Genomic DNA, 21,576 nt, shown 5'->3' with positions numbered 1-21,576 from the left:
TAAATGCGGAAGAGATAAGTGCTGAAAGCATCTAAGCACGAAACTTGCCCCGAGATGAGTTCTCCCTGAGACTTTAAGTCTCCTGAAGGAACGTTGAAGACGACGACGTTGATAGGTCGGGTGTGTAAGCGCAGCGATGCGTTGAGCTAACCGATACTAATGAACCGTGAGGCTTAACCTTACAACGCCGAAGATGTTTTGGCGAAGAGACAGACACGATTTTCAGCCTGATACAGATTAAACAGAATTTGCCTGGCGGCTTTAGCGCGGTGGTCCCACCTGACCCCATGCCGAACTCAGAAGTGAAACGCCGTAGCGCCGATGGTAGTGTGGGGTCTCCCCATGTGAGAGTAGGGAACTGCCAGGCATCAAATTAAGTAGTAAGCCGGTGCATTAATCCGGTGGTTACAAGCAGTCTTCGGTGGAGCGGTAGTTCAGTCGGTTAGAATACCTGCCTGTCACGCAGGGGGTCGCGGGTTCGAGTCCCGTCCGTTCCGCCACTTATTAAAAGCCCTGAGCTAACGCTCAGGGCTTTTTTCTTATCTGCCGTTTAATTATTGCGAAATTAGCAAAAATCCTCTGCTTTCTGCGCTCTTTTTCTTCATAACAGCACCCGCGATAATCTTCCTCAGTTTACGAACATAATGATTAACGAGGAATAATATGACTATCCCTGCATTTGGTCTGGGCACTTTCCGCCTGAAAGACGACGTTGTAATTGCATCTGTAAAAACTGCACTTGAACTTGGCTATCGCACCGTTGATACGGCGCAGATTTATGAAAACGAAGCGGCTGTAGGCCAGGCGCTCGAAGAGAGCGGCGTACTGCGCAGCGACCTTTTCATCACCACCAAGATCTGGATTGAGAATCTCAGTAAAGATAAGCTGATCCCAAGCCTGAAAGAGAGCCTGAAAAAACTGCGTACTGACTATGTGGACCTGACGCTGATTCACTGGCCATCTCCGAATGATGCCGTCTCGGTGGAAGAATTCATGCAGGCGCTGCTGGAAGCGAAAAAGCAGGGCCTAACGCGCAAAATTGGTATCTCCAACTTTACTATCCCGCTGATGGAAAAAGCGATTGCTGCTGTTGGCGCAGAAAATATTGCGACCAACCAAATTGAACTGTCCCCATACCTGCAAAACCGCAAAGTGGTGGACTGGGCAAAACAGCACGGTATCCATATTACTTCTTACATGACGCTGGCGTACGGTAAAGCGCTGAAAGATGAGGTGATTACCCGTATCGCGGAGAAACACAACGCGACAGCGGCCCAGGTGATCCTGGCATGGGCAATGGGTGAAGGTTATGCCGTGATCCCGTCCTCAACCAAGCGTGAAAACCTGGCAAGCAACCTGTTAGCACTGGATCTCAAGCTGGACGAAGATGATAAAAAAGCGATCGCGGCACTGGATTGCAACGATCGTCTGGTGAGCCCGGAAGGGTTAGCGCCGAACTGGGATTAATATTGACCCAACCCTCTGTATTCTAAAATCCTCGCACAGCTCCTTCGGGAGCTGTTTTTATATGTTCGCTCAGGAAGTCGATAAAGGCACGAATACGTGTACTGACGGCTCTGTCGCTGTAATAAACCGCGCTAAAAGGCATCTCTACCGGCAGACGTTTATCTGCCATCAGCTCCACAAGCTCTCCGCGAGCGATCTCTTTATCAATCATGTAATCAGACAAACAGGCGATACCATTTCCGGTAAGGCACAGCTGTTTTAGCGTTTCCCCGCTGTTTGAGGATAATCCGCAGGTAATTTCATGAAGCTGACCATCATGACAGGCGACAGGCCAGGTATTTAGCGACACCGGTTCCGTAAAGCCCAGACACAGATGTTGCGCCAGCTCTTCTACCGTTTCGGGCTTTCCATGCTCAGCAATATACTGCGGCGACGCGATGATTTTACGGTAGCTGGCAAAGAGAGGGCGAGCACGTAAGCTTGAATCAGTCAGGGTTCCCGCCCGGATCGCGACATCAACTTTGCGTTCAATAAGATTGATAAAGGTTTCGGAGGAGACCAGCGATAACGTCATCTCTGGATAACGTTCGCGGAAGGGCTTAATCAGCGGCATCAGAAAATGCAGAACCACAGGTGTTGCCGCATCGATACGCAGCAATCCACGCGGTGTGCTGCGCGATTCCATAATCTCTGTCTCCGCTGCGGCCATCTCCTGCAGGACGGACTGCACGCGGCGGAAATAACGCTCACCTTCTTCCGTCAGGCTTAGCTGTCGTGTTGTTCGATTGAGCAAGCTCACCCCAAGCTTCATCTCCAGCTTTTTCACCGAGCGACTGATCGCGGAATTTGCCTGACCCAGCTGTTCCGCTGCGCGGCTAAAGCTACCGCTCTCGACGACGGCGACAAAGATTGTTAGCTCTTCCGAGGTTGCTTTCATTGTTGCACCACCTGCAAAATTCAATTGATATTCTGACCATTTTTGTTATTTAAGCATTGGCGCATACTTCCTGTCATCTTAATCCTGTAAAGACGGAGTATTTTATGCCACTGGCGCTACTTGCCCTCACGATCAGTGCCTTTGCGATAGGCACGACCGAGTTCGTTATTGTCGGACTGGTTCCTACCATCGCTAATCAACTTGCCATCTCGCTCCCTTCAGCGGGCTTGCTGGTGTCAATCTATGCGTTGGGTGTTGCTGTTGGTGCACCTGTACTGACCGCGCTGACAGGGCGTTTCCCGCGTAAACAGCTGTTAGTTGCCCTGATGGTGCTCTTCACCGCTGGCAACCTGCTGGCCTGGCAGGCGCCGGACTACACCACGCTGGTGATTGCCCGCCTGCTGACCGGCCTGGCGCATGGCGTGTTCTTCTCCATCGGTTCAACCATTGCAACCAGCCTGGTGCCTAAAGAGAAAGCCGCATCCGCTATCGCCATCATGTTTGGTGGGTTAACCGTTGCGTTGGTCACTGGGGTGCCGTTAGGTACCTTTATTGGCCAACATTTTGGCTGGCGTGAAACTTTCCTTGCCGTATCACTGCTGGGCGTGATTGCCCTGGTCGCCAGTATGCTGTTGGTGCCATCCAATATCCCTGGCCGGGCGAGCGCAAGCCTGAGCGATCAGTTGAAGGTGCTCACGCATCCGCGTTTGCTGATCATTTACGCCGTTACGGCTCTTGGCTATGGTGGCGTGTTTACTGCTTTCACCTTCCTGGCACCCATGATGCAGGATCTGGCGGGATTCTCCCCAGCGGCAGTAAGCTGGATTTTGCTGGGCTACGGTATTTCTGTCGCGATTGGTAACATCTGGGGCGGCAAACTTGCGGATAAGCATGGTGCGGTACCGGCTCTTAAATTTATCTTCGCAGCGTTGGTTGTTCTGCTGATGATTTTCCAGTTCACCGCATCGATCCAGTACGCCGCGCTGATCACCGTGCTGGTTATGGGGATCTTCGCCTTTGGTAACGTGCCGGGCCTGCAGGTGTACGTGGTGCAAAAGGCCGAACTGTATACGCCAAATGCGGTAGATGTTGCATCGGGCCTGAACATTGCCGCATTCAATATCGGTATCGCGATCGGTTCCATCGTAGGCGGACAAACCGTAGAACACTTCGGGTTAACCCAAACGCCTTGGATCGGTGCGGTCATTGTGCTTGTCGCTTTCCTGCTGATTGGCCTCAGCGGACGGCTTGATAAACCGGCTCGCGTGGCGCTTGGGTAAGTAGCAGTAAGTGCTTGCTTACAAAACTGGAAAGCGGTTTCTCAGTAATTGCGTTGAAAGTGTGACCTAAAATCCCTATAACATTAGAACCAGTCCGTTTTTCCGGGCTGGTTCACGTTATAGAGGCTGTTTCCAAAAGTGCGAAAAAATACCTATGCCATGCGTTATGTTGCCGGAATGCCCGCGGAGAGGATTTTGCCTCCGGGGTCGTTTGCGAGCCTTAGCCAGGCATTGCCGGCCGGTACACCCTTGAGCAGTGATGAAAAAATCAGGGTACTGGTCTGGAACATCTTCAAGCAGCAGCGTGCGGAGTGGTTATCCGTACTGAAGAATTTCGGTAAAGATGCGCATCTGGTTCTCTTGCAAGAGGCACAAACCACGCCGGAGCTGGTCAGGTTTGCAACGACTAACTATCTTGCCGCCGATCAGGTTCCAGCGTTCGTCTTACCGCAGCACCCGTCGGGGGTGATGACCCTTTCAGCTGCGCATCCGGTCTATTGCTGCCCGCTGCGTGAACGTGAGCCGATTCTGCGCCTGGCCAAGTCGGCGCTGGTGACGGTCTATCCGTTACCGGATACGCGCCTGTTGATGGTGGTAAACATCCATGCGGTGAACTTTAGCCTGGGGGTGGATGTGTATAGTAAGCAGTTACTACCAATAGGCGATCAGATAGCTCATCACAGCGGGCCGATCATTATGGCCGGGGACTTTAATGCCTGGAGCCGCCCGCGCATGAATGCGCTGTATCGCTTTGCGCGTGAAATGTCGCTGCGTGAGGTCCGTTTTAGCGACGATCAGCGCAAGAAGGCCTTTGGCCGTCCTCTCGATTTTGTCTTCTATCGTGGTTTGAATGTGCATGATGCCTCCGTTCTGGTGACGCGCGCTTCCGATCACAATCCTCTACTCGTTGAATTCAGTCCCGGCAAACCTGATAAATAATGGTGCGTCAGGTCTGCCGTGGGGCAGGCCTCTGCGGGTGCTGCCCTTTATTTTTTAACCAACAAAAGGACAGTACGATGACAACAACAACACACACCCATCATGACAACGTAGAAAAACAGTTTGGTTCTCAGGCAAGTGCCTATCTGAGCAGCGCCGTGCATGCGTCTGGGCGCGATCTGGTGCGTCTCGGTGAGCGTCTGGCAGCATTCCCACAGGCACACGTGCTGGATTTAGGCTGTGGAGCAGGGCATGCAAGCTTTACGGCCGCACAGCAGGTGGCACAGGTGACCGCGTATGATTTATCCAGCCAGATGCTCGAGGTGGTCGCAGAGGCTGCAAAAGCCAAAGGGCTGAGCAACGTGGCTACGCGCCAGGGCTACGCCGAATCTTTGCCTTTTGACGATGCGTCGTTTGATGTGGTCATTAGCCGCTATTCCGCCCACCACTGGCATGATGTCGGCCAGGCCTTACGGGAAGTGAAGCGCGTATTGAAGCCGGGAGGCGTGTTCATCATTATGGACGTCATGTCTCCGGGTCATCCGGTGCGGGATATCTGGCTGCAAACGGTTGAAGCGCTGCGCGACACCTCCCACGTGCAGAACTACTCCAGCGGTCAATGGTTATCGCTGATTACGGAGGCCGGGTTGATTTCCCGCTCGCTGATAACAGACCGCTTGCCGCTGGAATATAACGCCTGGATCGCACGTATGCGCACGCCGGAAGCGCTGAGCCGGGCGATTCGTATATATCAGGAAAGCGCATCTGCGGAAGTGAAGGCTTACTTTGAACTGCAGGAAGATGGCTCGTTCACCAGCGACACCATTATGGCTGAAGCGCAAAAGGCGGGTTAAAACAAAAAAGGCACCGAGGGGAATCGGTGCCTTTTTATCTCAGGAATGTCTCATCAGGAGTCTGGCGTCGCGCTGTTTTTCACAAACAGCGTTAGCTGGTCACCCGGTTGCAGATTGTCTGTATCATTATTCCAGCGCATTACATCTTTGATGTTCACGCCGTGACGTTTTGCGATACTGGACAGCGAATCACCCTTACGAACGCGATAGGTAATACTGTCGCTGTTCCTGGCAAGACGCTGTGCGCTGCTACCCGCACCCACCGTCAGAGTTTGACCCACTTTCAGACCGGAGCTGCGCAGGTTATTCCACTGCTGCAGATCTTTCGCATTCACGCCAAGACGTGATGCAATGCCCGAAAGCGTATCACCTGAACGCACCTTATAGCTGCGGCTGGACACGGGAGACGTATCGGCGATCAGCGTAGACTGAACGGCGGCAATCTCACCAGAAGCCAGAGACTCACGTAATTGTTCAGCATGCTTCTGCGGAACCATCACATACCGTGGGCCATTTGCTCCCAGGGTTGAGCCCTTAACGCCTGCGTTAAAGGTTTTCAGTTTACTGACCGACATACCCGTCATATCGGCAACCTGTTGAATATCAACCGGGCTGCTGAGGCGAACGCGCGCCAGTGCACGACTTTCGTCTGGTGTTGGCAGTTGTACACCGTAACGCTTGCTGTTCTTGAGAATATCGCTCAGGGCCAGCATCTTCGGTACGTAAACCTTGGTTTCCTGTGGCAGTGAGAGCGACCAGAAATCGGTAGATTTACCACGCGCTCTGTTCGCTTTCATTGCCTTCAGTACACGACCTTCGCCGCTGTTATACGCAGCGACCGTTAACAACCAGTCACCGTCAAACATCTTGTTCAGACGTTCCATCATGTCGAGAGCGGCTGTCGTTGAAGCGACAACATCACGACGCGCATCATAGCTGCGGGTCTGTTTCAAACCATAATTGCGCCCAGTGCTCGGAATGATCTGCCAAATGCCCGCGGCATTGGCGCCAGACGTTGCGTGTGGGTCAAAAGCGCTCTCCACTATGGGTAGGAGTACCAGCTCCATAGGCATGTTACGTTTCTTAACTTGCCCGGCTATCCAGTACATATACGGCTCTGCCCGTAACGTTACATCGTGGAGATAGCTCTTATTTCTTAAATACTTCTGCTTCTGTTCGCGAATCCGGCTGTTTTCCGGAATTCCCATCTTTAGCTCGTCGCCAATAGAGGCCCACAAGTCTTGTTCCTGCGCGAAAGATGTCCCATCGTCCAACCAGCGCGCCTGACTTGTAAACTTCCCTGCTTCCCCTTGACCAGCTGCAGAAAGGCTCTGTGCGTGCTGTTGTACGTTGCTGCCATTTTGCGACTGGCAACCTACAAGCAGGACAGAGGCGAGTAATATCGCTTTTGCCTTCATGTGTGTGTCAATAGTTGCTTAAAAGACGAGCGATGATAACGGCGAAATTTTGAAAAGGCAACCCGCAATTATCTGAAGTTATCTTTCTTTGACCTTAACCATGCAAAACGCTGCTCTGGTTGTTGCAACTTTGTTTCTTGGTTAATTTTATTAATTAAATCAATATCATCTGTTCGTAAAAATAAATTAATTTGGCGCTCATTTTTCAGAATTACGGGGAGTGTTTTTTGGTTTTTTGCACGTAACTCCTTCACTTTGTGATAATAATCCTGAATCGCCCGATCCTCAGGCAACAGGCTGACGGCAAACTTCATATTTCCTAATGTATACTCATGCGCGCAACAAATAACGGTATCATCGGGTAATGCGTTAATCTTCTGTAAAGACTGATACATTTGTGCTGGTGTGCCTTCAAACAGTCTTCCGCAGCCTCCGGAGAACAGCGTGTCGCCGCAAAAAAGATAAGGCTTACTGTAGAAACACAGATGTCCCAAAGTGTGACCCGGTGTAGCAAATACGGAAAACTCCCACTCACGTATGAGGATTTTTTCGCCTTCTTCGACTACTTGCGTGAGTCCCTTATCTTGTGCCTCTGCCGGTCCGTATACCACAACATGCGGAAAGTGGGCGCGCAGTTCAGGCACGCCGCCCGTATGATCGTGATGGTGATGCGTCAACAGAATGGCTTCCGGCTGCCAGCCGTTCTCTTTTATTGCGCGCAGTACGGGGGCGGATTCTCCGGGATCGACAATGACGCATCGACGTTCATCGTCCACCAAAACCCAGATGTAATTGTCCTCAAAAGCGGAAATACTGATAAGATTCATACATTACCTCTAATAGCGTGGCGGGTGTGTTGATGAAACCGGCAAGGATACCTCAGACTGTCGCAGCACCGGAACGTTGGGCGGAATTGCCCTGGGGTGAATACTATCGCGAAGCGTTAGAGCAACAGCTGAAGCCCTGGCTGGCGAAAATGTATGGCTTTCACCTGCTTAAGATTGGCAATCTCAGCGCGGAAATCAATACCGAAAGCTGCGCTATCTCGCATCAGGTCAACGTCTCTCTCGGCGGATCGCCGGTTCAGGTGAAAGCAGACCCGTTACATCTGCCGTTTGCGGAAAAATCCGTTGATGCGTGTTTGCTCGCACATACGTTACCCTGGTGCAGCGATCCGCACCGTCTGCTTCGCGAAGCCGATCGCGTGCTGATTGATGACGGCTGGCTGGTACTGAGCGGATTCAATCCGCTGAGCCTGATGGGCCTGCGTAAGCTGGTACCGGTGCTGCGTCGGACGCCGCCTTACAACAGCCGGATGTTTACCATGATGCGCCAGCTCGACTGGCTGTCACTGCTGAACTTCGAAGTGCTCTGCTACGGCGGTTTTCAGGTGCTGCCCTGGGCGCGGCAGGGGGGCGTCTTGTTGAGCACGCATTTGCCTGCCTTAGGCTGCATGCAGTTTATCGTCGCGCGTAAGCGAACCATTCCCCTTACGCTTAATCCCATGAAGCAGAGCAAATCGAAAACGCCAATCCGTCAGACCGTTGGCGCCACGCGGCAATACAAAAAGCCGTGATCAGGATTCAGGCTGATAGCCCGCGTCCTCATGCGCAGGGTTAGCGGCCGCCGCACGCGCCAGCTCGTCACAGCGTTCGTTTTCCGGATGGCCGGCGTGCCCTTTAACCCACTCCCACTTAATCTGGTGCTGGCCCAGCGCAGCATCAAGACGTTTCCAGAGATCGACGTTCTTGACCGGTTTCTTATCGGCAGTCTTCCAGCCGCGTTTTTTCCAGTTATGGATCCACTGGGTAATTCCCTGGCGGACGTACTGACTGTCGGTACTTAACACCACGTCACAATGTTCTTTTAACGCCTCCAGCGCCACAATGGCCGCCATGAGCTCCATCCGGTTGTTGGTGGTCAGAAAATAGCCTTCGCTAAAAGTTTTTTCGTGCTGGCGATAACGCATAATCGCGCCGTAGCCGCCGGGACCTGGGTTGCCGAGACAAGATCCATCGGTGAAAATTTCTACCTGTTTACGCATCTCTGGTAGACTTCCTGTATTTGAAACGTTCAGTTAAACGATAAGTCTGACATAAATGACCGCTATGAGCACTGCAATTACTCGCCAGATCGTCCTCGATACCGAAACCACCGGTATGAACCAGATCGGCGCGCACTACGAAGGGCATAAGATCATCGAGATCGGCGCCGTTGAAGTGGTGAACCGTCGTCTTACGGGGAACAACTTCCACGTCTACCTCAAGCCCGATCGGCTGGTGGACCCCGAAGCGTTCGGCGTTCACGGTATTGCCGATGAGTTCTTGCTGGATAAGCCGACGTTTGCGGATGTGGCTGACGAGTTCCTGGAATACATCAAGGGCGCCGAGCTTGTCATCCATAACGCCTCGTTCGATATCGGCTTTATGGACTATGAATTCAGCAAGCTTAATCGTGATATCCCGAAGACGAACACCTTCTGTAAGGTAACAGACAGTCTGGCGCTGGCGAGGAAGATGTTCCCCGGCAAGCGTAACAGCCTGGATGCACTTTGTTCGCGCTACGAGATAGACAATACCAAACGAACGCTCCACGGGGCGTTGCTCGATGCCCAGATCCTCGCCGATGTCTATCTGACGATGACCGGCGGGCAGACGTCAATGAAGTTCAGTATGGAAAATGAGTCTCAGCAGACGCAGGGCGAAGCGGGTATTCAACGTGTTGTCCGTCAGGCAAGCCGGCTACGGGTTGTTTTAGCCAGTGATGAAGAGCTGCTTAACCACGAATCCCGTCTTGATCTGGTGCAGAAGAAGGGCGGCAGCTGTCTCTGGCGTGCCTGAAAAAACGCCGGAATGCCTGTAAAATCATCGTTTGGGCGATTTTTGCAGCAAACGATTCAAAACGCGAGAAAAAGCGTTGACGAGATCGGAGGCGCACCGTATTATGCGCCTCGTTCCCCAAACGGGAACAGTGGAGCGGTAGTTCAGTCGGTTAGAATACCTGCCTGTCACGCAGGGGGTCGCGGGTTCGAGTCCCGTCCGTTCCGCCACTATTCAGAAGGCCTGAATCAGAAATGATTCAGGCCTTCGTCGTTTCAGCGTTCTGTAATCCCATACTCTCACTTATCGTTAACAAAAAGTTAATATCAATGGTGCAATTAATTAACAATCGCACGGTTTCAGTGCGTTATTTGCACTGTTGTTGTGCGTTTTGCCACCATGTCTCTCTTCAGACCGCATTCAGAGTGTGTCTTTCTGTAAAAATAATTCACGCAGAATCATTTGCTTATCTCCCGCTTGCCAAAAAAGTAGCGAACCAATTACGTATTGGTTTGGTTATTGCTTAATCATTAGCACGATAAGCTTCATTCCATATCAATAACTTATCGTTAATAAAAATAAAGCAATGATGAAAGCGAGCGAACCAATATGGAAAAACCGTCACGGTTTCTGGCCAATTCCAGCACCGCGCTTGAGCAGTTGCGCGGGCTAATCAACCAGCATGAGTCAACACCAGGCATTCCGCTGCCCACGGAACGTGAGCTGTCGGACACTCTTGGCGTAGGGCGACGTGAAGTCCGTCGTGCGCTGGATGTGCTGGAAGAGGAGGGGCGTATCTGGCGTAAGCAGGGCAAAGGGACCTTTATCGGCCCGTCAGCACCTGTTGAACCGCTGGCCCTTCAGGGACTGGTGCAGCAAACCAACCTGCTGGAAGTGATGGAAGCTCGTCTTCAGCTTGAACCCGGCCTGGCCCGGCTTGCGGCACTGCGTGCCACCAGGGAAAACCTCGCGCTTATGCAGCGCATGCTGGAACGCATCGATAAGGTCAGCCCGGATGACCGCGATCTCAACGAACTGTGGGATAGCGCCTTTCACCGGGCGATTGCCGAGGCTGCGGGCAACCGTCTGATGCTCGGCCTGTTTGATGCCATTGATGCCGTCAGACGTGAACCGGGCTGGCAGCATCTGCGCGAATTAGCCCGCACGCCCGAACGTGTCGATAGCTATAACGACCACCATCACAAGATCATGGCGGCGATTATCCATCGCCAGCCTAATGAAGCTGCGGCCGCCATGCGCGAACACCTGCTCAGCCTGCAGGCCGCGCTGATTCAGGCGATCCACCTTGAGGACGATTTCACGCTATGACGACCCTACCCTTTAAGGACGCCACGCCCGTATTGCGGCTGAATAATCTCAACGTCAGGTTTTCCGGCTCGCCGGTGAGCGTGCTTGACGGCATTTCCCTGACGGTCAAAGCGGGCGAAACGCTGGCGCTGGTGGGGGAGTCCGGCTGCGGAAAAAGTATCACCTCATTAGCGCTGATGGGGTTACTGCCCGCCAGCGCGCAGATTGTCAGCGGTGAGATGCAATTTCGCCGCCATGACCTGCGCAAGCTCTCGCCGCGGGAATATGCCGATCTGCGGGGCAGCGAGCTGGCGATGATTTTCCAGGAGCCCATGACCTCGCTCAATCCGTCGTTTACGCTGGGCGATCAGCTCAGCGAAGCGGTCATACGCCACCAGAACGTTTCGCGCGCCGAGGCGATGAAGGTCGCGCTGCAGATCCTCGAGAAGGTGCAGATCCCGGCGGCAGAGATGCGCCTCAGAGCCTATCCGCATCAGCTCTCCGGCGGCATGCGCCAGCGGGTGATGATTGCGATGGCGCTGATCAACCACCCTAAACTGCTGATTGCTGATGAGCCCACCACCGCGCTCGATGTCACCATTCAGGCGCAAATCCTCGCCTTGCTCAACACCCTGAAAGCGGAAACCGGCACGGCGGTGTTGATGATCACCCACGATTTAGGCGTGGTGGCGGAAGTCGCCCAGCAGGTCGCCGTGATGTATGCCGGGCAGGTGGTGGAGCAGGGGAGCGTCGAAGCGATATTCGCTGATCCGCAGCATCCGTACACCATTGGCCTGATGGGCTCGATTCCTTCTCTTGGGGCGCGTAAAGGGCAACTCTCCACCATTCCCGGCGCGGTACCGCTGCCGGAATCCATGCCTGAAGGCTGCCGTTTCGCAACGCGCTGCCCGTTTGCTCAGACGCGCTGCCACGCTGAAAAACCGCAGCTTACTACGCTCGGCGCGGGCCATCAGGTTGCCTGCTTCCGCGTGCCGCTCGAACAGCACATTGCCCTGGGAGAAATCGCATGACCATCCCCATTCTTGAAGCCCGCGACCTGAGTAAACGCTTCCCCGGTCCGAAAAAGCTCTTTACCCCGGCACGCTTTGTCACGGCGGTCGACCGCGTCTCACTTTCGGTAATGCCGGGCGAAACGCTGGCGATTGTCGGCGAGTCCGGCTCCGGGAAATCGACCCTCGGTCGTCTGCTGCTGCGCCTGCTGGCCGCCAGCGAAGGGCGCGTGTTTTATCAGGGGGAGGAGATCACCGACGCCTCCGGTGCCCGTCTTAACCAGCTCCGGCGCGAGCTGCAGATTATCTTTCAGGATCCCTTCGCCTCGCTGAACCCGCGCATGACGGTGGAGCAGATTGTCGGTGAGCCGCTGTGGCTGCATCAGAACATGAAAAAAGCGGACCGTCAGTACCGCGTCGCCGAACTGCTTAAAACCGTTGGTCTGCCTGCCGCCTGGGCCGGGCGTTACCCGCACGAGTTTTCCGGCGGGCAGCGCCAGCGTATCGGCATCGCGCGCGCGCTGGCCTCGGGACCGAAGCTGCTGCTGGGTGACGAGCCGGTATCCGCGCTGGACGTCTCCGTTCAGGCGCAGGTGGTCAACCTGCTGGAAAGCCTGAAGCACCAGCTGGGGCTGACGATGGTGATTGTCGCCCACGGTCTGGCGGTGATCCGCCATATGAGCGATCGCGTGGCGGTCATGTACCTTGGGCAAATCGTTGAGCTTGCCACCGTCGATGAGATTTTTGACGCACCGCTGCACCCCTATACCCAGGCGCTGATTGCGTCTGCACCGCAGATGCAGCCGGGCGTTGAGCGCGACGCGCCGCTGCTGCAGGGGGATCTGCCCAACCCGGCCAGTCCGCCGTCCGGCTGCCGTTTCCACACCCGCTGCCCGTACGTTACCGAAGAATGCCGCCAGGTCGAGCCGATTAATCAGGTACTCGACGGCGGACGTCAGGTTGCCTGCCACCGCTGGCAGGAGATCAACCGCGATCGCAGCGTTATCCAGATTGCTCCGCCATCCGCCGCTTTCCTGCGCCGCCGCGCGCTGTTTGAACACGCGGCCACTCACTCGTCCCTTCCTTCAAGGAACTCATGATAATGACAATGCGTAATTCTCTTTTGACCGTACTGGGAAGTGTTATGTTGCTTGGCGCGGCGCTGCCCGCCCATTCTGAAAGCGTGCTGCGGATCGGTCTTGGGGCAGACCCGGACATGCTCGACCCGCATCTGGCGCGCACCTACTATGGCCGCTTCGTGTTTGCCTCCCTGTGCGACAGGCTGGTGGACGTGGATGAAAATCTGAAGGTTGTTCCCGGTCTGGCCAAAGACTGGGCGTGGAGTGCGGACGGTAAAACCCTGACGCTCAATCTGCGCGATGGCGTGACCTTCCACGACGGTGAGAAATTCGATGCCGCCGCGGCAAAATACAACCTCGACCGCGCCCTGACCTTAAAAGGCTCCCTGCGTAAAAGCGAGATCTCCTCCGTTGAATCGGTCGAGGTCACCGGCCCGATGCAGATTGCGCTGCACCTGAAAACCCCCGACGCCGCGCTGCTGATGCAGCTCACCGACCGCGCGGGCGCAATGATGGCCCCTGAAGCGGCGAAAAAGCCTGACTTTGCCGCCCACCCTGTCTGCTCCGGCCCGTATAAATTCGACAGCCGCGTGTCCCAGGACCGCATCGTTCTGACCCGCTTCGACAACTACTGGAATAAAGACGCCTACCACTTCGACAAAATTATCTATCTGCCGATCCCGGATGCCTCCGTGCGCCTCGCGAACCTCCGCGCGGGCGATCTCGACCTGACCGAAGGCATCGCCGCCAGCGACGTTAAAACCGTCGAAGCCGACAGCAAGCTGGCGCTGGCGAAGGTGACCGGTCTGGGCTATCAGGGCATCACCTTCAACATCAACAACGGCAAGGTACCGGCGAACGATCCGTTCAAGGACGCTCGCGTACGCGAGGCCTTCTCGCAGGCCATCGACCGCGATGCGCTAAACCAGGTGGTCTTTGAGGGGCTCTACACCCCGGCCAACCAGGCATTTTCACCGGTCAGCCCGTATCACGTTAACCTGCCGGTCCCGCCGCGTGACGTCGATAAAGCCAAAGCGCTGCTGAAAGCCGCCGGTGTGACCACGCCGCTGACCGTCAACCTGCTGGTGCCAAACAACCCGACCTCGCAGCAGGTTGGGCAGGTGCTGCAGGCGATGGTGGCCGAGGCCGGATTTAACCTAAACCTGCAGATGACCGAATTCGCCACGCTGCTGGATCGCCAGCAGAGCGGTGACTATCAGCTGAGCTTCTCCGGCTGGTCGGGTCGCCCGGATCCGGACGGCAGCATCTACGGCTTTATCAACAGCAAAGGCACCCTGAACGACGGCCGCTACAGCAACGCGCAGGTTGATGAGTGGCTGACCCAGGCGCGCCAGAGCACCGATCAGGCCGCACGCCAGCCGCTGTACGACAAGGTGGTGAAGCAGCTGCAGACCGATATGCCGATTGCCTACCTCTACTTCGAGCCGCGCATTTTTGGCCTGAACAAAAGCGTGCAGGGCTTTAAGCCTTACCCGGACGGCATTGTGCGTCTGGCTGGCTTAACGCTGGCGAAATAACCGTCCTGAGGAGAGCCCATGCTGGAACTGATTTGCAAACGTCTGCTGCTGGCCGTCCCGACGCTACTGCTGGTGAGCATGATGGTGTTCGGGCTGCAAAAGCTGCTGCCCGGCGACCCGCTAATCGCCATGGCCGGCGAGGAGCGCGATCCGGCGGTCATCGCCCAGCTGCGCGCGGAGCTGAACCTCGATGCGCCGATCCCCGTGCAGTATTTCCACTGGCTGACGCGGGCGCTGCAGGGCGATCTGGGCGTCTCCTTACGCACGCATGAACCGGTGACGCAGCTGATCGCCAGCAAGCTGCCGGTCACGCTGGAGCTGTCGCTGCTGGCGATGATTATCGCGCTGGTGTTTGGCATCAGCATGGGGATCCTCGCGGCGGTGAACAAAAACAGCTGGGTCGATCACGGGGCGAACTTCGTGGCGATCTCGGGGATCTCGATCCCGCACTTCTGGCTGGGGATCCTGCTGATTCTGGTTTTTTCAGTGAACCTGCAGTGGCTACCCGCCTCCGGCTACGTGCCGTTCAGTGAAGATCCGATCCAGAACCTGCGCACGCTGCTGCTGCCCGCGTCCGTGCTCGGAACGGGCCTCGCGGCAACGCTGATGCGCCACACCCGCGCTTCGATGATTGCCGTGCTGAAAGCGGATTACATTCGTACCGCGCGGGCGAAAGGGCTGCTGCCGAAGGCGGTGATCCTGAAGCACGCTTTTCGCAACGCGCTGGTGCCGGTGATCACCCTCACCACGCTGCTGTTCGGCGAACTGCTGGGCGGCGCGGTGCTGACCGAGCAGGTCTTCACCATTCCGGGCTTCGGCAAGATGATCGTCGACTCGGTATTCAACCGTGACTACGCGGTGGTGCAGGGCGTGGTGCTGATCGTGGCGATTGGCTTCCTGATGCTCAACCTGCTGGCCGACGTGCTCTACGTCCTTATCAACCCGAAAATGCGAGGTTAACCATGGCGGAACTGACAACGCAAACCGTTGCCCCCGCGCTGCCGCGCGCGCAGAACCGGGTGCTGAAGAAATTCCTCGGCAATAAAAGCGCGGTGATTGGGGCGGTGGTAGTGGGGTTCTTTGTGCTGGTGGCGCTGCTGGCACCGTGGATTGCCCCGTTCGACCCGGTTAAAGCCAACTTTCTGGCGGTGCGCAAAGCGCCGTCGGCGATGTACTGGTTCGGCACCGACGAGCTGGGGCGCGACATTTTATCCCGCATTATCTGGGGGGCGCGCACCTCGCTGATGGCGGGCTGTATGTCGGTGGTGATTGCGGTGGTTATCGGCGTGCCGCTGGGGCTGGTGGCGGGCTACTTCCAGAAGATGTGGGACGGGGTGATCTCGCGCTTTATCGAGGCGCTGCTGGCCTGTCCGTTCCTGATCATGGCGATCGCGCTGGGGGCATTTTTGGGCCCGAGCCTGACCAACGCGATGATCGCCATCGGTCTTTCGGCGATGCCGATCTTCGCCCGCCTGACGCGCGGCCAGGTGATCGCCATTCGCAGCGAAGAGTACATCGACGGCGCGCGGGCGATTGGCCTGCCGGATCGCTGGATCATCATTAAATACGTCCTGCCAAACGTAATGTCGCCGATCCTGGTGCAGGCCACGCTGGCGATTGCCTCGGCGATTATCGCCGAAGCCAGCCTGTCGTTTTTAGGGCTGGGACAGCAGCCGCCCAACCCCTCCTGGGGCTCCATGCTCAACACCGCGAAAGGGTTTCTTGAGCAGGCGCCGTGGATGTCCGTGTTCCCCGGCGTGGCGATTTTCCTTGCCGTGCAGGGCTTTAATTTACTCGGCGACGGGCTGCGCGACGCGCTCGATCCGCGCCACGACTAAGGAGTCATGATGACCAAAACGCTTGATTTTACGTCCGGTTACGATTCACGACGCCCGCCGATGCTGGGCCATAACGCCGTTGCGACGTCGCAGCCGCTGGCGGCGCAGGCGGGCATGAAAATGCTGCAGCTGGGGGGGAATGCCGTCGATGCGGCGATTGCCACCGCGATGGCGCTGACGGTGGTTGAGCCGACCGGCAACGGGATCGGCAGCGACGCCTTTGCTATCGTCTGGGACGGTGAAAAGCTTCACGGTCTGAACGCATCGGGCCGCTCGCCGGCCAGCTGGCATGCAGATCTCTTTGCCGGTAAAACCGCGGTGCCGGAAATCGGCTGGGACGCGGTGACCGTGCCGGGGGCGGTATCCGGCTGGGTCGCTCTGGCGGAGCGCTTCGGCACGCTGCCGTTGACCACCCTGGCGCAGCCCGCCATTGACTACGCGCGCAACGGTTTCCCGGTCTCCCCGCTGATTGGCCATCTCTGGCAGCGCGGCTATAACAAGCTGAAAGATCAGCCGGGCTTCAGCGCCTGCTTCGCGCCGGAAGGCCGCGCCCCGCGCGTGGGGGAAATCTTCCGTAACCCGGCGCAGGCGAACTCGCTGGAGCTGATTGCGAAAACCAACGGCGACGCCTTTTACCGCGGCGAGCTGGCGCAGAAAATAGCCGCCTTTGCCAAAGAGCACGGTGCGCACCTGACGGCTGAGGACCTGGCAAACCACCGCGTGGACTGGGTCGAGCTGCTGTCGCGCGACTTCGTGGGCGGTTCGGTGCAGGAGCTGCCGCCAAACGGCCAGGGGATCGCCACGCTGATTGCGCTCGGCATTCTTGAGCAGTGCGGCATTGAGAAGCATCACCCGGATTCCGTGCAGTCTCTGCATCTGTCCATTGAGGCGATGAAGCTGGCGCTGGCGGATCTCGACCGCTACGTGGCGGATGAAGAACACATGGCGTTCGCGGCGAAAGAGCTGCTGAGCGACCATTATCTGAAGTCGCGCGCGGCGCTTATCGACCACGATAAAGCCTCTGATTTTGTCTACGGCTCCCCGACGCAGAGCGGCACGGTCTACATCAGCACCGCCGACGCCAGCGGGATGATGGTCTCGTTCATTCAGTCCAACTATATGGGCTTTGGTTCAGGCATCGTGGTGCCGGATACCGGGATCAGCCTGCAAAACCGGGGCTGCGGGTTTGTGCTGGATCCAAATCACCCGAACGTGCTGGCGGGCAGTAAGCGTCCGTTCCACACCATCATTCCGGGTTTTGCGATGGACGGCAGCGGCCAGCCGCTGATGTCCTTCGGCGTAATGGGCGGGCCGATGCAGGCGCAGGGGCACATGCAGATGGCGCTGCGCATCATGCTGCACGGGCAAAACCCGCAGGCGGCAATCGATGCCCCGCGCTGGCGCGTGGTGCAGGGCAGGGAGGTGATCGTTGAATCAACGTTCGATCGCAATACGATTGCCGCGCTGCGCGAACGCGGGCATCAGATCGTGGTGGAAGATCCGCTTCAGGATTACAACTTCGGCGGGGCGCAGGTGATCTATCGCCTGCCGGAAGGGCACTACGTGGCCGCGACGGAAAGCCGCAAGGACGGGCAGGCGCTGGTGAGTTAATTAACGCCCGGTGGCGCTGCGCTTACCGGGCCTACGCTGTGCTCTTTGTAGGCCGGGTAAGGCGTAGCCGCCACCCGGCTATCATTCAACCAATGCTAAACGGATCCGCATCCTGCCACGCCGGAAACTTCTCCCGGTACTCCTTCAGCGCCGTCAACGACAGCTCCGCATCAATGCGCGTCGCCTGGTGCGGCTCGGCGGTGGCGATAATCTCGCCCTGTGGATTCACCACCCGGCTGTCGCCGCGGTAGTGATGCCCGTTGCCGTCGGTTCCCACGCGGTTACAGCCCACCACGTACGCCTGGTTTTCAATTGCGCGCGCCACCAGCAGCGCCTGCCAGTGCAGCGAGCGCGGCGCAGGCCAGTTGGCGACATACAGCGCCAGGTCGTAATCGTTACGGTTGCGCGACCACACCGGGAAGCGCAGGTCGTAGCAGACCAGCGGCAAAATACGCCAGCCGCGCCACTCGAACACCACGCGTTCGTTACCCGCTTCATAGTGATGGTGCTCATCCGCCATGCGGAACAGGTGGCGCTTATCGTAGAAGTGCACCTTTCCTCCCGGCTCCACCAGCAGGAAGCGATTCACCGGTCCGCGTTCGGTTTGTAGCGCGGCGCTACCGGCAATGAGCGCGTTGGTCTCCTGCGCTTTGGTCTGCATCCAGGCGACCACCTCATCCTGCGGCATCGACTGTTTCGCCGCTTCCATGGCAAAACCCGTAGTGAACATCTCCGGCAGGACAATCACATCACGCCCGGTAATCTCTTCCAGTTGACGATCGAAGTGGCGCAGGTTGGCGGGGCCATCCATCCACACTAAAGGTTGCTGCAAAATCGAAATCTTCAAGCCAGGCACGATACAGACTCCTCAAAAGACCGCTTTTTGACACTGTAGCACGTCATTACGAGAAAATGTGGCAATAAAAAACCCCGCGCGAGGCGGGGTTTGTACAAGCGAAACGCGTTACGCTGCTTCAGGTTTACGGTGCTTCTCCGGGAGCTTTACCGGCTGCGTCGCCAGCTCGTCCGGTTCGAAATCATCCACGTTAATACTGCGCAGACGGCTCTCTTCGGCTTTCACCAGCAGAGCGGCTTCATCTTTACTGATAATGCCACCGGCCAGCGCCTGTTTTGCCAGTTCGTCCAGACGGGTAAACGGCAGGTTTTTGCCCAGCTGTTTACAGATCTTCTGGTGAATCGGATCGGCAGCCATCACGTCCAGCAGCGCCTCTTCCAGCAGACCCACCGGGTTATGCGGCGTCGGCGTCAGATATTGACCACGACCGATACGGGAGCGGGTTGCGCTCGGAACCTGCAGGATCTTCGCCACCTTGTGGTCCAGCTTGTCGGACGGCGCCAGGTGGTGACGACCGGTCGGGAAGATCACCGCGCGCAGGGCACCCGCCACGAAGCGGTTCGGGAAGTTCGCCAGCAGGTCGTCAATGGCCTGTTCAGCCTGATACATCGCATCCTGTACGCCCCAGTGCACCAGCGGCAGATCCGCTTCCTGACGGCCTTCATCGTCGTAGCGCTTCAGGACCGCAGAGGCCAGGAAGATCTGGCTCAGCACATCACCCAGACGGGCGGAGATACGTTCGCGACGCTTCAGGCTTCCGCCCAGCACCGCCATGGAGACGTCAGACAGCAGAGCCAGGTTGGCGCTCAGTCGGTTCAGATGCTGGTAGTAACGTTTGGTCGCATCGCCGGTTGGCGTCGCGCTGGTGAGGCCGCGCGTCAGGCCCAGCCAGAAGCTGCGCACCTTGTTGCTGCCCACGTGACCGATATGTTTGAACAGCAGCTTATCGAAGGCATCCACGTCGTTGTTCTGCGCGGCGGCCATCTCTTCCAGAACGTATGGATGGCAGCGAATTGCGCCCTGACCGAAGATCATCATGCTGCGGGTCAGGATGTTTGCCCCTTCCACGGTGATGGCAATCGGTGCGCCCTGATAGCCGCGCGCCAGGAAGTTGCCTTCGCCGAGCATAATGCCTTTACCGCCTGCGATATCCATCGCGTCAATGATCGACTGCTGCGCGCGGTGGGTACAGTGGTACTTCACAATGGCGGACAGTACGGCCGGTTTTTCGCCCAGCATAATGCCGTAGGTAATCAGAGAAGCAGCGGCATCCATCACGTAGGCATTGCCCGCGATACGCGCCAGCGGCTCTTCGATTCCTTCCATCTTGCCGATGGAGATTTTGAACTGACGGCGGATATGGGCGTAAGCGCCAATCCCCATCGCGACCGACTTCAGACCGCCGGTTGAGTTCGACGGCAGGGTAATGCCGCGGCCCACGGACAGACATTCCACCAGCATACGCCAGCCCTGACCGGCCATTTTCGGACCGCCGATGATGTAGTCAATCGGCACAAAGATATCCTGGCCGCGGGTCGGACCGTTCTGGAACGGCACGTTCAGCGGGAAGTGACGACGACCAATTTCAACGCCTGGGGTAGAGGTTGGGATCAGCGCACAGGTAATGCCCAGATCTTCATCGCCGCCCAGCAGTTTTTCCGGGTCAGAGAGCTTAAAGGCCAGACCCAGTACGGTGGCGATAGGCGCCAGGGTGATATAACGCTTGTTCCAGGTCAGGCGCATGCCCAGCACCTGCTCGCCCTGCCACTCGCCCATGCAGACCACGCCGGTATCCGGGATCGCGCCCGCATCGGAGCCCGCTTCCGGGCTGGTCAGCGCGAAGCACGGAATTTCCTGACCGCGTGCCAGACGCGGCAGGTAGTGATCTTTTTGCTCTTCCGTACCGTAATGCTGCAGCAGTTCGCCCGGGCCTAAGGAGTTAGGCACGCCAACGGTAATCGCCAGGATCCCGGAAACGCCTGCCAGCTTTTGCAGGACGCGAGCCTGAGCGTAAGCGGAGAACTCCAGACCGCCGTACTCTTTCTTGATGATCATCGCGAAGAAGCGATGCTCTTTCAGGTACGCCCACAGCTCTGGCGGCAGGTCGGCCATTTCGTGGGTGATGGCAAAGTCGTTCGCCATACGGCAGGCTTCTTCTACAGGACCGTCAATAAAGGCCTGTTCTTCCGCGGTCAGGCGCGGCTGCGGGTAGTTATGCAGCTTTTTCCAGTCCGGGTTGCCCTGGAACAGGTCGCCTTCCCACCAGGTAGTGCCCGCATCAATCGCTTCTTTCTCGGTACGCGACATTGGCGGCATCACTTTGCGGAAGCCCTTGAACACCGGCGCGGAGATCATCGACTTACGCATCGGCGCCAGGTTAAACGGCAGAAGAATGATGGCAAGAGGGACTAAAAGCCAGATATTCCAGAGACCTGCGACGCCAAGCGCAGCCGTCCAGGCCAGAAGAATCAGGCTGCTCAGGAATAAACTTACGCGGTGATAGAACAACACACCGAGCAGAACAACGGTTGCGAGAATGCTCAAAATCATCATAAAGAAAAGCTCCCTTGCTTGTAGGAGGTCTGACCACTTGTGATGATATGGTTGTAGTTGATGTAAATT

19 protein-coding genes, 2 tRNA genes and 2 rRNA genes are annotated in these 21,576 nt (G+C 56.8%); 17 read left to right on the top strand and 6 right to left on the bottom strand.

All coding sequences use genetic code 11. From position 1 onward, the window contains the following. From KK102_RS08440 to dkgB, 4 genes are all read left to right on the top strand, one after another. Positions 1 to 181, top strand: a 23S ribosomal RNA gene (locus KK102_RS08440); the annotation flags it as partial. Between the two features lie 70 nt (positions 182 to 251). Next, positions 252 to 367: ribosomal RNA gene (gene rrf, locus KK102_RS08435) — 5S ribosomal RNA — on the top strand. 56 nt (positions 368 to 423) lie between these two features. Then, positions 424 to 500: transfer RNA gene (locus KK102_RS08430), tRNA-Asp, on the top strand. A 163-nt stretch (positions 501 to 663) separates the two neighbouring features. Then, entirely contained in the window at positions 664 to 1,467 is an 804-nt protein-coding gene (dkgB, locus tag KK102_RS08425; protein WP_216357351.1) for a 2,5-didehydrogluconate reductase DkgB, read from the top strand. A gap of 22 nt (positions 1,468 to 1,489) precedes the next feature. On the opposite strand, the gene yafC is transcribed toward dkgB, so the two are convergent. Then, the gene (gene yafC / locus KK102_RS08420; RefSeq protein WP_089600674.1) at positions 1,490 to 2,404 is read right to left on the bottom strand and encodes a DNA-binding transcriptional regulator YafC; all 915 of its coding nucleotides are present in this window, start codon (positions 2,402 to 2,404) and stop codon (positions 1,490 to 1,492) included. 104 nt (positions 2,405 to 2,508) lie between these two features. Between yafC and KK102_RS08415 the strand changes: the two genes are divergently transcribed. The 3 genes from KK102_RS08415 to KK102_RS08405 all read left to right on the top strand — a co-directional run bounded on the left by KK102_RS08415 (position 2,509) and on the right by KK102_RS08405 (position 5,477). Then, positions 2,509 to 3,684, top strand: a complete 1,176-nt coding sequence (locus KK102_RS08415; protein WP_126546478.1) for an MFS transporter — start codon at positions 2,509 to 2,511, stop codon at positions 3,682 to 3,684. Positions 3,685 to 3,822: 138 nt separating this feature from the next. Further along, positions 3,823 to 4,623: an endonuclease/exonuclease/phosphatase family protein gene (locus KK102_RS08410; RefSeq protein WP_042717509.1), complete on the top strand. Its 801-nt coding sequence runs from the start codon at positions 3,823 to 3,825 to the stop codon at positions 4,621 to 4,623. A 77-nt stretch (positions 4,624 to 4,700) separates the two neighbouring features. After that, positions 4,701 to 5,477, top strand: a complete 777-nt coding sequence (locus tag KK102_RS08405) for a class I SAM-dependent methyltransferase (RefSeq protein ID WP_126817865.1) — start codon at positions 4,701 to 4,703, stop codon at positions 5,475 to 5,477. A 53-nt stretch (positions 5,478 to 5,530) separates the two neighbouring features. Here the strand turns inward: KK102_RS08405 and mltD are convergent, their stop codons facing one another. Beyond that, positions 5,531 to 6,895: a murein transglycosylase D gene (gene mltD / locus KK102_RS08400; RefSeq protein ID WP_041951341.1), complete on the bottom strand. Its 1,365-nt coding sequence runs from the start codon at positions 6,893 to 6,895 to the stop codon at positions 5,531 to 5,533. A gap of 68 nt (positions 6,896 to 6,963) precedes the next feature. Continuing rightward, positions 6,964 to 7,722, bottom strand: coding sequence for a hydroxyacylglutathione hydrolase (gene gloB / locus KK102_RS08395; RefSeq protein WP_216357350.1), 759 nt, complete (start codon positions 7,720 to 7,722; stop codon positions 6,964 to 6,966). Between the two features lie 32 nt (positions 7,723 to 7,754). Here gloB and KK102_RS08390 point away from each other — a divergent pair, with 32 nt between their 5' ends. Next, positions 7,755 to 8,471, top strand: a complete 717-nt coding sequence (locus KK102_RS08390) for a class I SAM-dependent methyltransferase (protein ID WP_045909859.1) — start codon at positions 7,755 to 7,757, stop codon at positions 8,469 to 8,471. On the opposite strand, the gene rnhA is transcribed toward KK102_RS08390, so the two are convergent. Beyond that, positions 8,472 to 8,939 carry a ribonuclease HI gene (gene rnhA / locus KK102_RS08385; RefSeq protein WP_008500276.1) on the bottom strand — a complete coding sequence of 156 codons (468 nt, stop codon included), beginning with the start codon at positions 8,937 to 8,939 and terminating at the stop codon, positions 8,472 to 8,474. A 64-nt stretch (positions 8,940 to 9,003) separates the two neighbouring features. On the opposite strand from rnhA, the gene dnaQ reads away from it, so the two are divergent. From dnaQ to KK102_RS08340, 9 genes are all read left to right on the top strand, one after another. Beyond that, positions 9,004 to 9,735 (top strand): DNA polymerase III subunit epsilon, encoded by a 732-nt coding sequence (gene dnaQ, locus KK102_RS08380; protein WP_048029949.1) that lies wholly within the window; start codon positions 9,004 to 9,006, stop codon positions 9,733 to 9,735. A gap of 132 nt (positions 9,736 to 9,867) precedes the next feature. After that, positions 9,868 to 9,944: transfer RNA gene (locus tag KK102_RS08375), tRNA-Asp, on the top strand. 379 nt (positions 9,945 to 10,323) lie between these two features. Then, complete coding sequence (locus KK102_RS08370) at positions 10,324 to 11,043, top strand: FadR/GntR family transcriptional regulator (protein WP_216357349.1); 720 nt, start codon at positions 10,324 to 10,326, stop codon at positions 11,041 to 11,043. After that, entirely contained in the window at positions 11,040 to 12,053 is a 1,014-nt protein-coding gene (locus KK102_RS08365; protein ID WP_216357348.1) for an ABC transporter ATP-binding protein, read from the top strand. Before KK102_RS08370 ends, KK102_RS08365 begins: the two co-directional genes overlap by 4 nt. After that, entirely contained in the window at positions 12,050 to 13,132 is a 1,083-nt protein-coding gene (locus tag KK102_RS08360; protein ID WP_126546473.1) for an ABC transporter ATP-binding protein, read from the top strand. Before KK102_RS08365 ends, KK102_RS08360 begins: the two co-directional genes overlap by 4 nt. Before the next feature lie 2 nt (positions 13,133 to 13,134). Next, a complete protein-coding gene (locus KK102_RS08355; RefSeq protein WP_216357347.1) occupies positions 13,135 to 14,649 on the top strand; it encodes an ABC transporter substrate-binding protein in 1,515 nt (504 codons plus the stop codon). 18 nt (positions 14,650 to 14,667) lie between these two features. Continuing rightward, positions 14,668 to 15,609 carry an ABC transporter permease gene (locus KK102_RS08350; RefSeq protein ID WP_015571382.1) on the top strand — a complete coding sequence of 314 codons (942 nt, stop codon included), beginning with the start codon at positions 14,668 to 14,670 and terminating at the stop codon, positions 15,607 to 15,609. Between the two features lie 2 nt (positions 15,610 to 15,611). Next, positions 15,612 to 16,487 (top strand): ABC transporter permease, encoded by an 876-nt coding sequence (locus KK102_RS08345; protein ID WP_216357346.1) that lies wholly within the window; start codon positions 15,612 to 15,614, stop codon positions 16,485 to 16,487. Positions 16,488 to 16,496: 9 nt separating this feature from the next. Beyond that, the gene (locus KK102_RS08340; protein WP_216357345.1) at positions 16,497 to 18,098 is read left to right on the top strand and encodes a gamma-glutamyltransferase family protein; all 1,602 of its coding nucleotides are present in this window, start codon (positions 16,497 to 16,499) and stop codon (positions 18,096 to 18,098) included. 85 nt (positions 18,099 to 18,183) lie between these two features. On the opposite strand, the gene KK102_RS08335 is transcribed toward KK102_RS08340, so the two are convergent. Continuing rightward, the gene (locus tag KK102_RS08335) at positions 18,184 to 18,954 is read right to left on the bottom strand and encodes an amidohydrolase (protein ID WP_216357344.1); all 771 of its coding nucleotides are present in this window, start codon (positions 18,952 to 18,954) and stop codon (positions 18,184 to 18,186) included. Positions 18,955 to 19,062: 108 nt separating this feature from the next. Beyond that, complete coding sequence (fadE, locus tag KK102_RS08330) at positions 19,063 to 21,507, bottom strand: acyl-CoA dehydrogenase FadE (RefSeq protein WP_216357343.1); 2,445 nt, start codon at positions 21,505 to 21,507, stop codon at positions 19,063 to 19,065. Between the last annotated feature and the right edge of the window lie 69 nt (positions 21,508 to 21,576).

Source organism: Enterobacter quasimori (assembly GCF_018597345.1).
In the GTDB taxonomy this organism is placed as follows: Bacteria; Pseudomonadota; Gammaproteobacteria; order Enterobacterales; family Enterobacteriaceae; genus Enterobacter; species Enterobacter mori.
This window is presented reverse-complemented; position numbering and strand designations above follow the sequence as displayed.

Excerpts from the sequence above, each read along its gene's own strand:
- dkgB (WP_216357351.1), top strand. The coding sequence starts at position 664 with ATGACTATCCCTGCATTTGGTCTGGGCACTTTCCGCCTGAAAGACGAC.
- yafC (WP_089600674.1), bottom strand. The coding sequence starts at position 2,404 with ATGAAAGCAACCTCGGAAGAGCTAACAATCTTTGTCGCCGTCGTCGAG.
- KK102_RS08415 (WP_126546478.1), top strand. The coding sequence starts at position 2,509 with ATGCCACTGGCGCTACTTGCCCTCACGATCAGTGCCTTTGCGATAGGC.
- KK102_RS08405 (WP_126817865.1), top strand. The coding sequence starts at position 4,701 with ATGACAACAACAACACACACCCATCATGACAACGTAGAAAAACAGTTT.
- mltD (WP_041951341.1), bottom strand. The coding sequence starts at position 6,895 with ATGAAGGCAAAAGCGATATTACTCGCCTCTGTCCTGCTTGTAGGTTGC.
- gloB (WP_216357350.1), bottom strand. The coding sequence starts at position 7,722 with ATGAATCTTATCAGTATTTCCGCTTTTGAGGACAATTACATCTGGGTT.
- KK102_RS08390 (WP_045909859.1), top strand. The coding sequence starts at position 7,755 with ATGAAACCGGCAAGGATACCTCAGACTGTCGCAGCACCGGAACGTTGG.
- rnhA (WP_008500276.1), bottom strand. The coding sequence starts at position 8,939 with ATGCGTAAACAGGTAGAAATTTTCACCGATGGATCTTGTCTCGGCAAC.
- dnaQ (WP_048029949.1), top strand. The coding sequence starts at position 9,004 with ATGAGCACTGCAATTACTCGCCAGATCGTCCTCGATACCGAAACCACC.
- KK102_RS08370 (WP_216357349.1), top strand. The coding sequence starts at position 10,324 with ATGGAAAAACCGTCACGGTTTCTGGCCAATTCCAGCACCGCGCTTGAG.
- KK102_RS08365 (WP_216357348.1), top strand. The coding sequence starts at position 11,040 with ATGACGACCCTACCCTTTAAGGACGCCACGCCCGTATTGCGGCTGAAT.
- KK102_RS08360 (WP_126546473.1), top strand. The coding sequence starts at position 12,050 with ATGACCATCCCCATTCTTGAAGCCCGCGACCTGAGTAAACGCTTCCCC.
- KK102_RS08355 (WP_216357347.1), top strand. The coding sequence starts at position 13,135 with ATGACAATGCGTAATTCTCTTTTGACCGTACTGGGAAGTGTTATGTTG.
- KK102_RS08350 (WP_015571382.1), top strand. The coding sequence starts at position 14,668 with ATGCTGGAACTGATTTGCAAACGTCTGCTGCTGGCCGTCCCGACGCTA.
- KK102_RS08345 (WP_216357346.1), top strand. The coding sequence starts at position 15,612 with ATGGCGGAACTGACAACGCAAACCGTTGCCCCCGCGCTGCCGCGCGCG.
- KK102_RS08340 (WP_216357345.1), top strand. The coding sequence starts at position 16,497 with ATGACCAAAACGCTTGATTTTACGTCCGGTTACGATTCACGACGCCCG.
- fadE (WP_216357343.1), bottom strand. The coding sequence starts at position 21,507 with ATGATGATTTTGAGCATTCTCGCAACCGTTGTTCTGCTCGGTGTGTTG.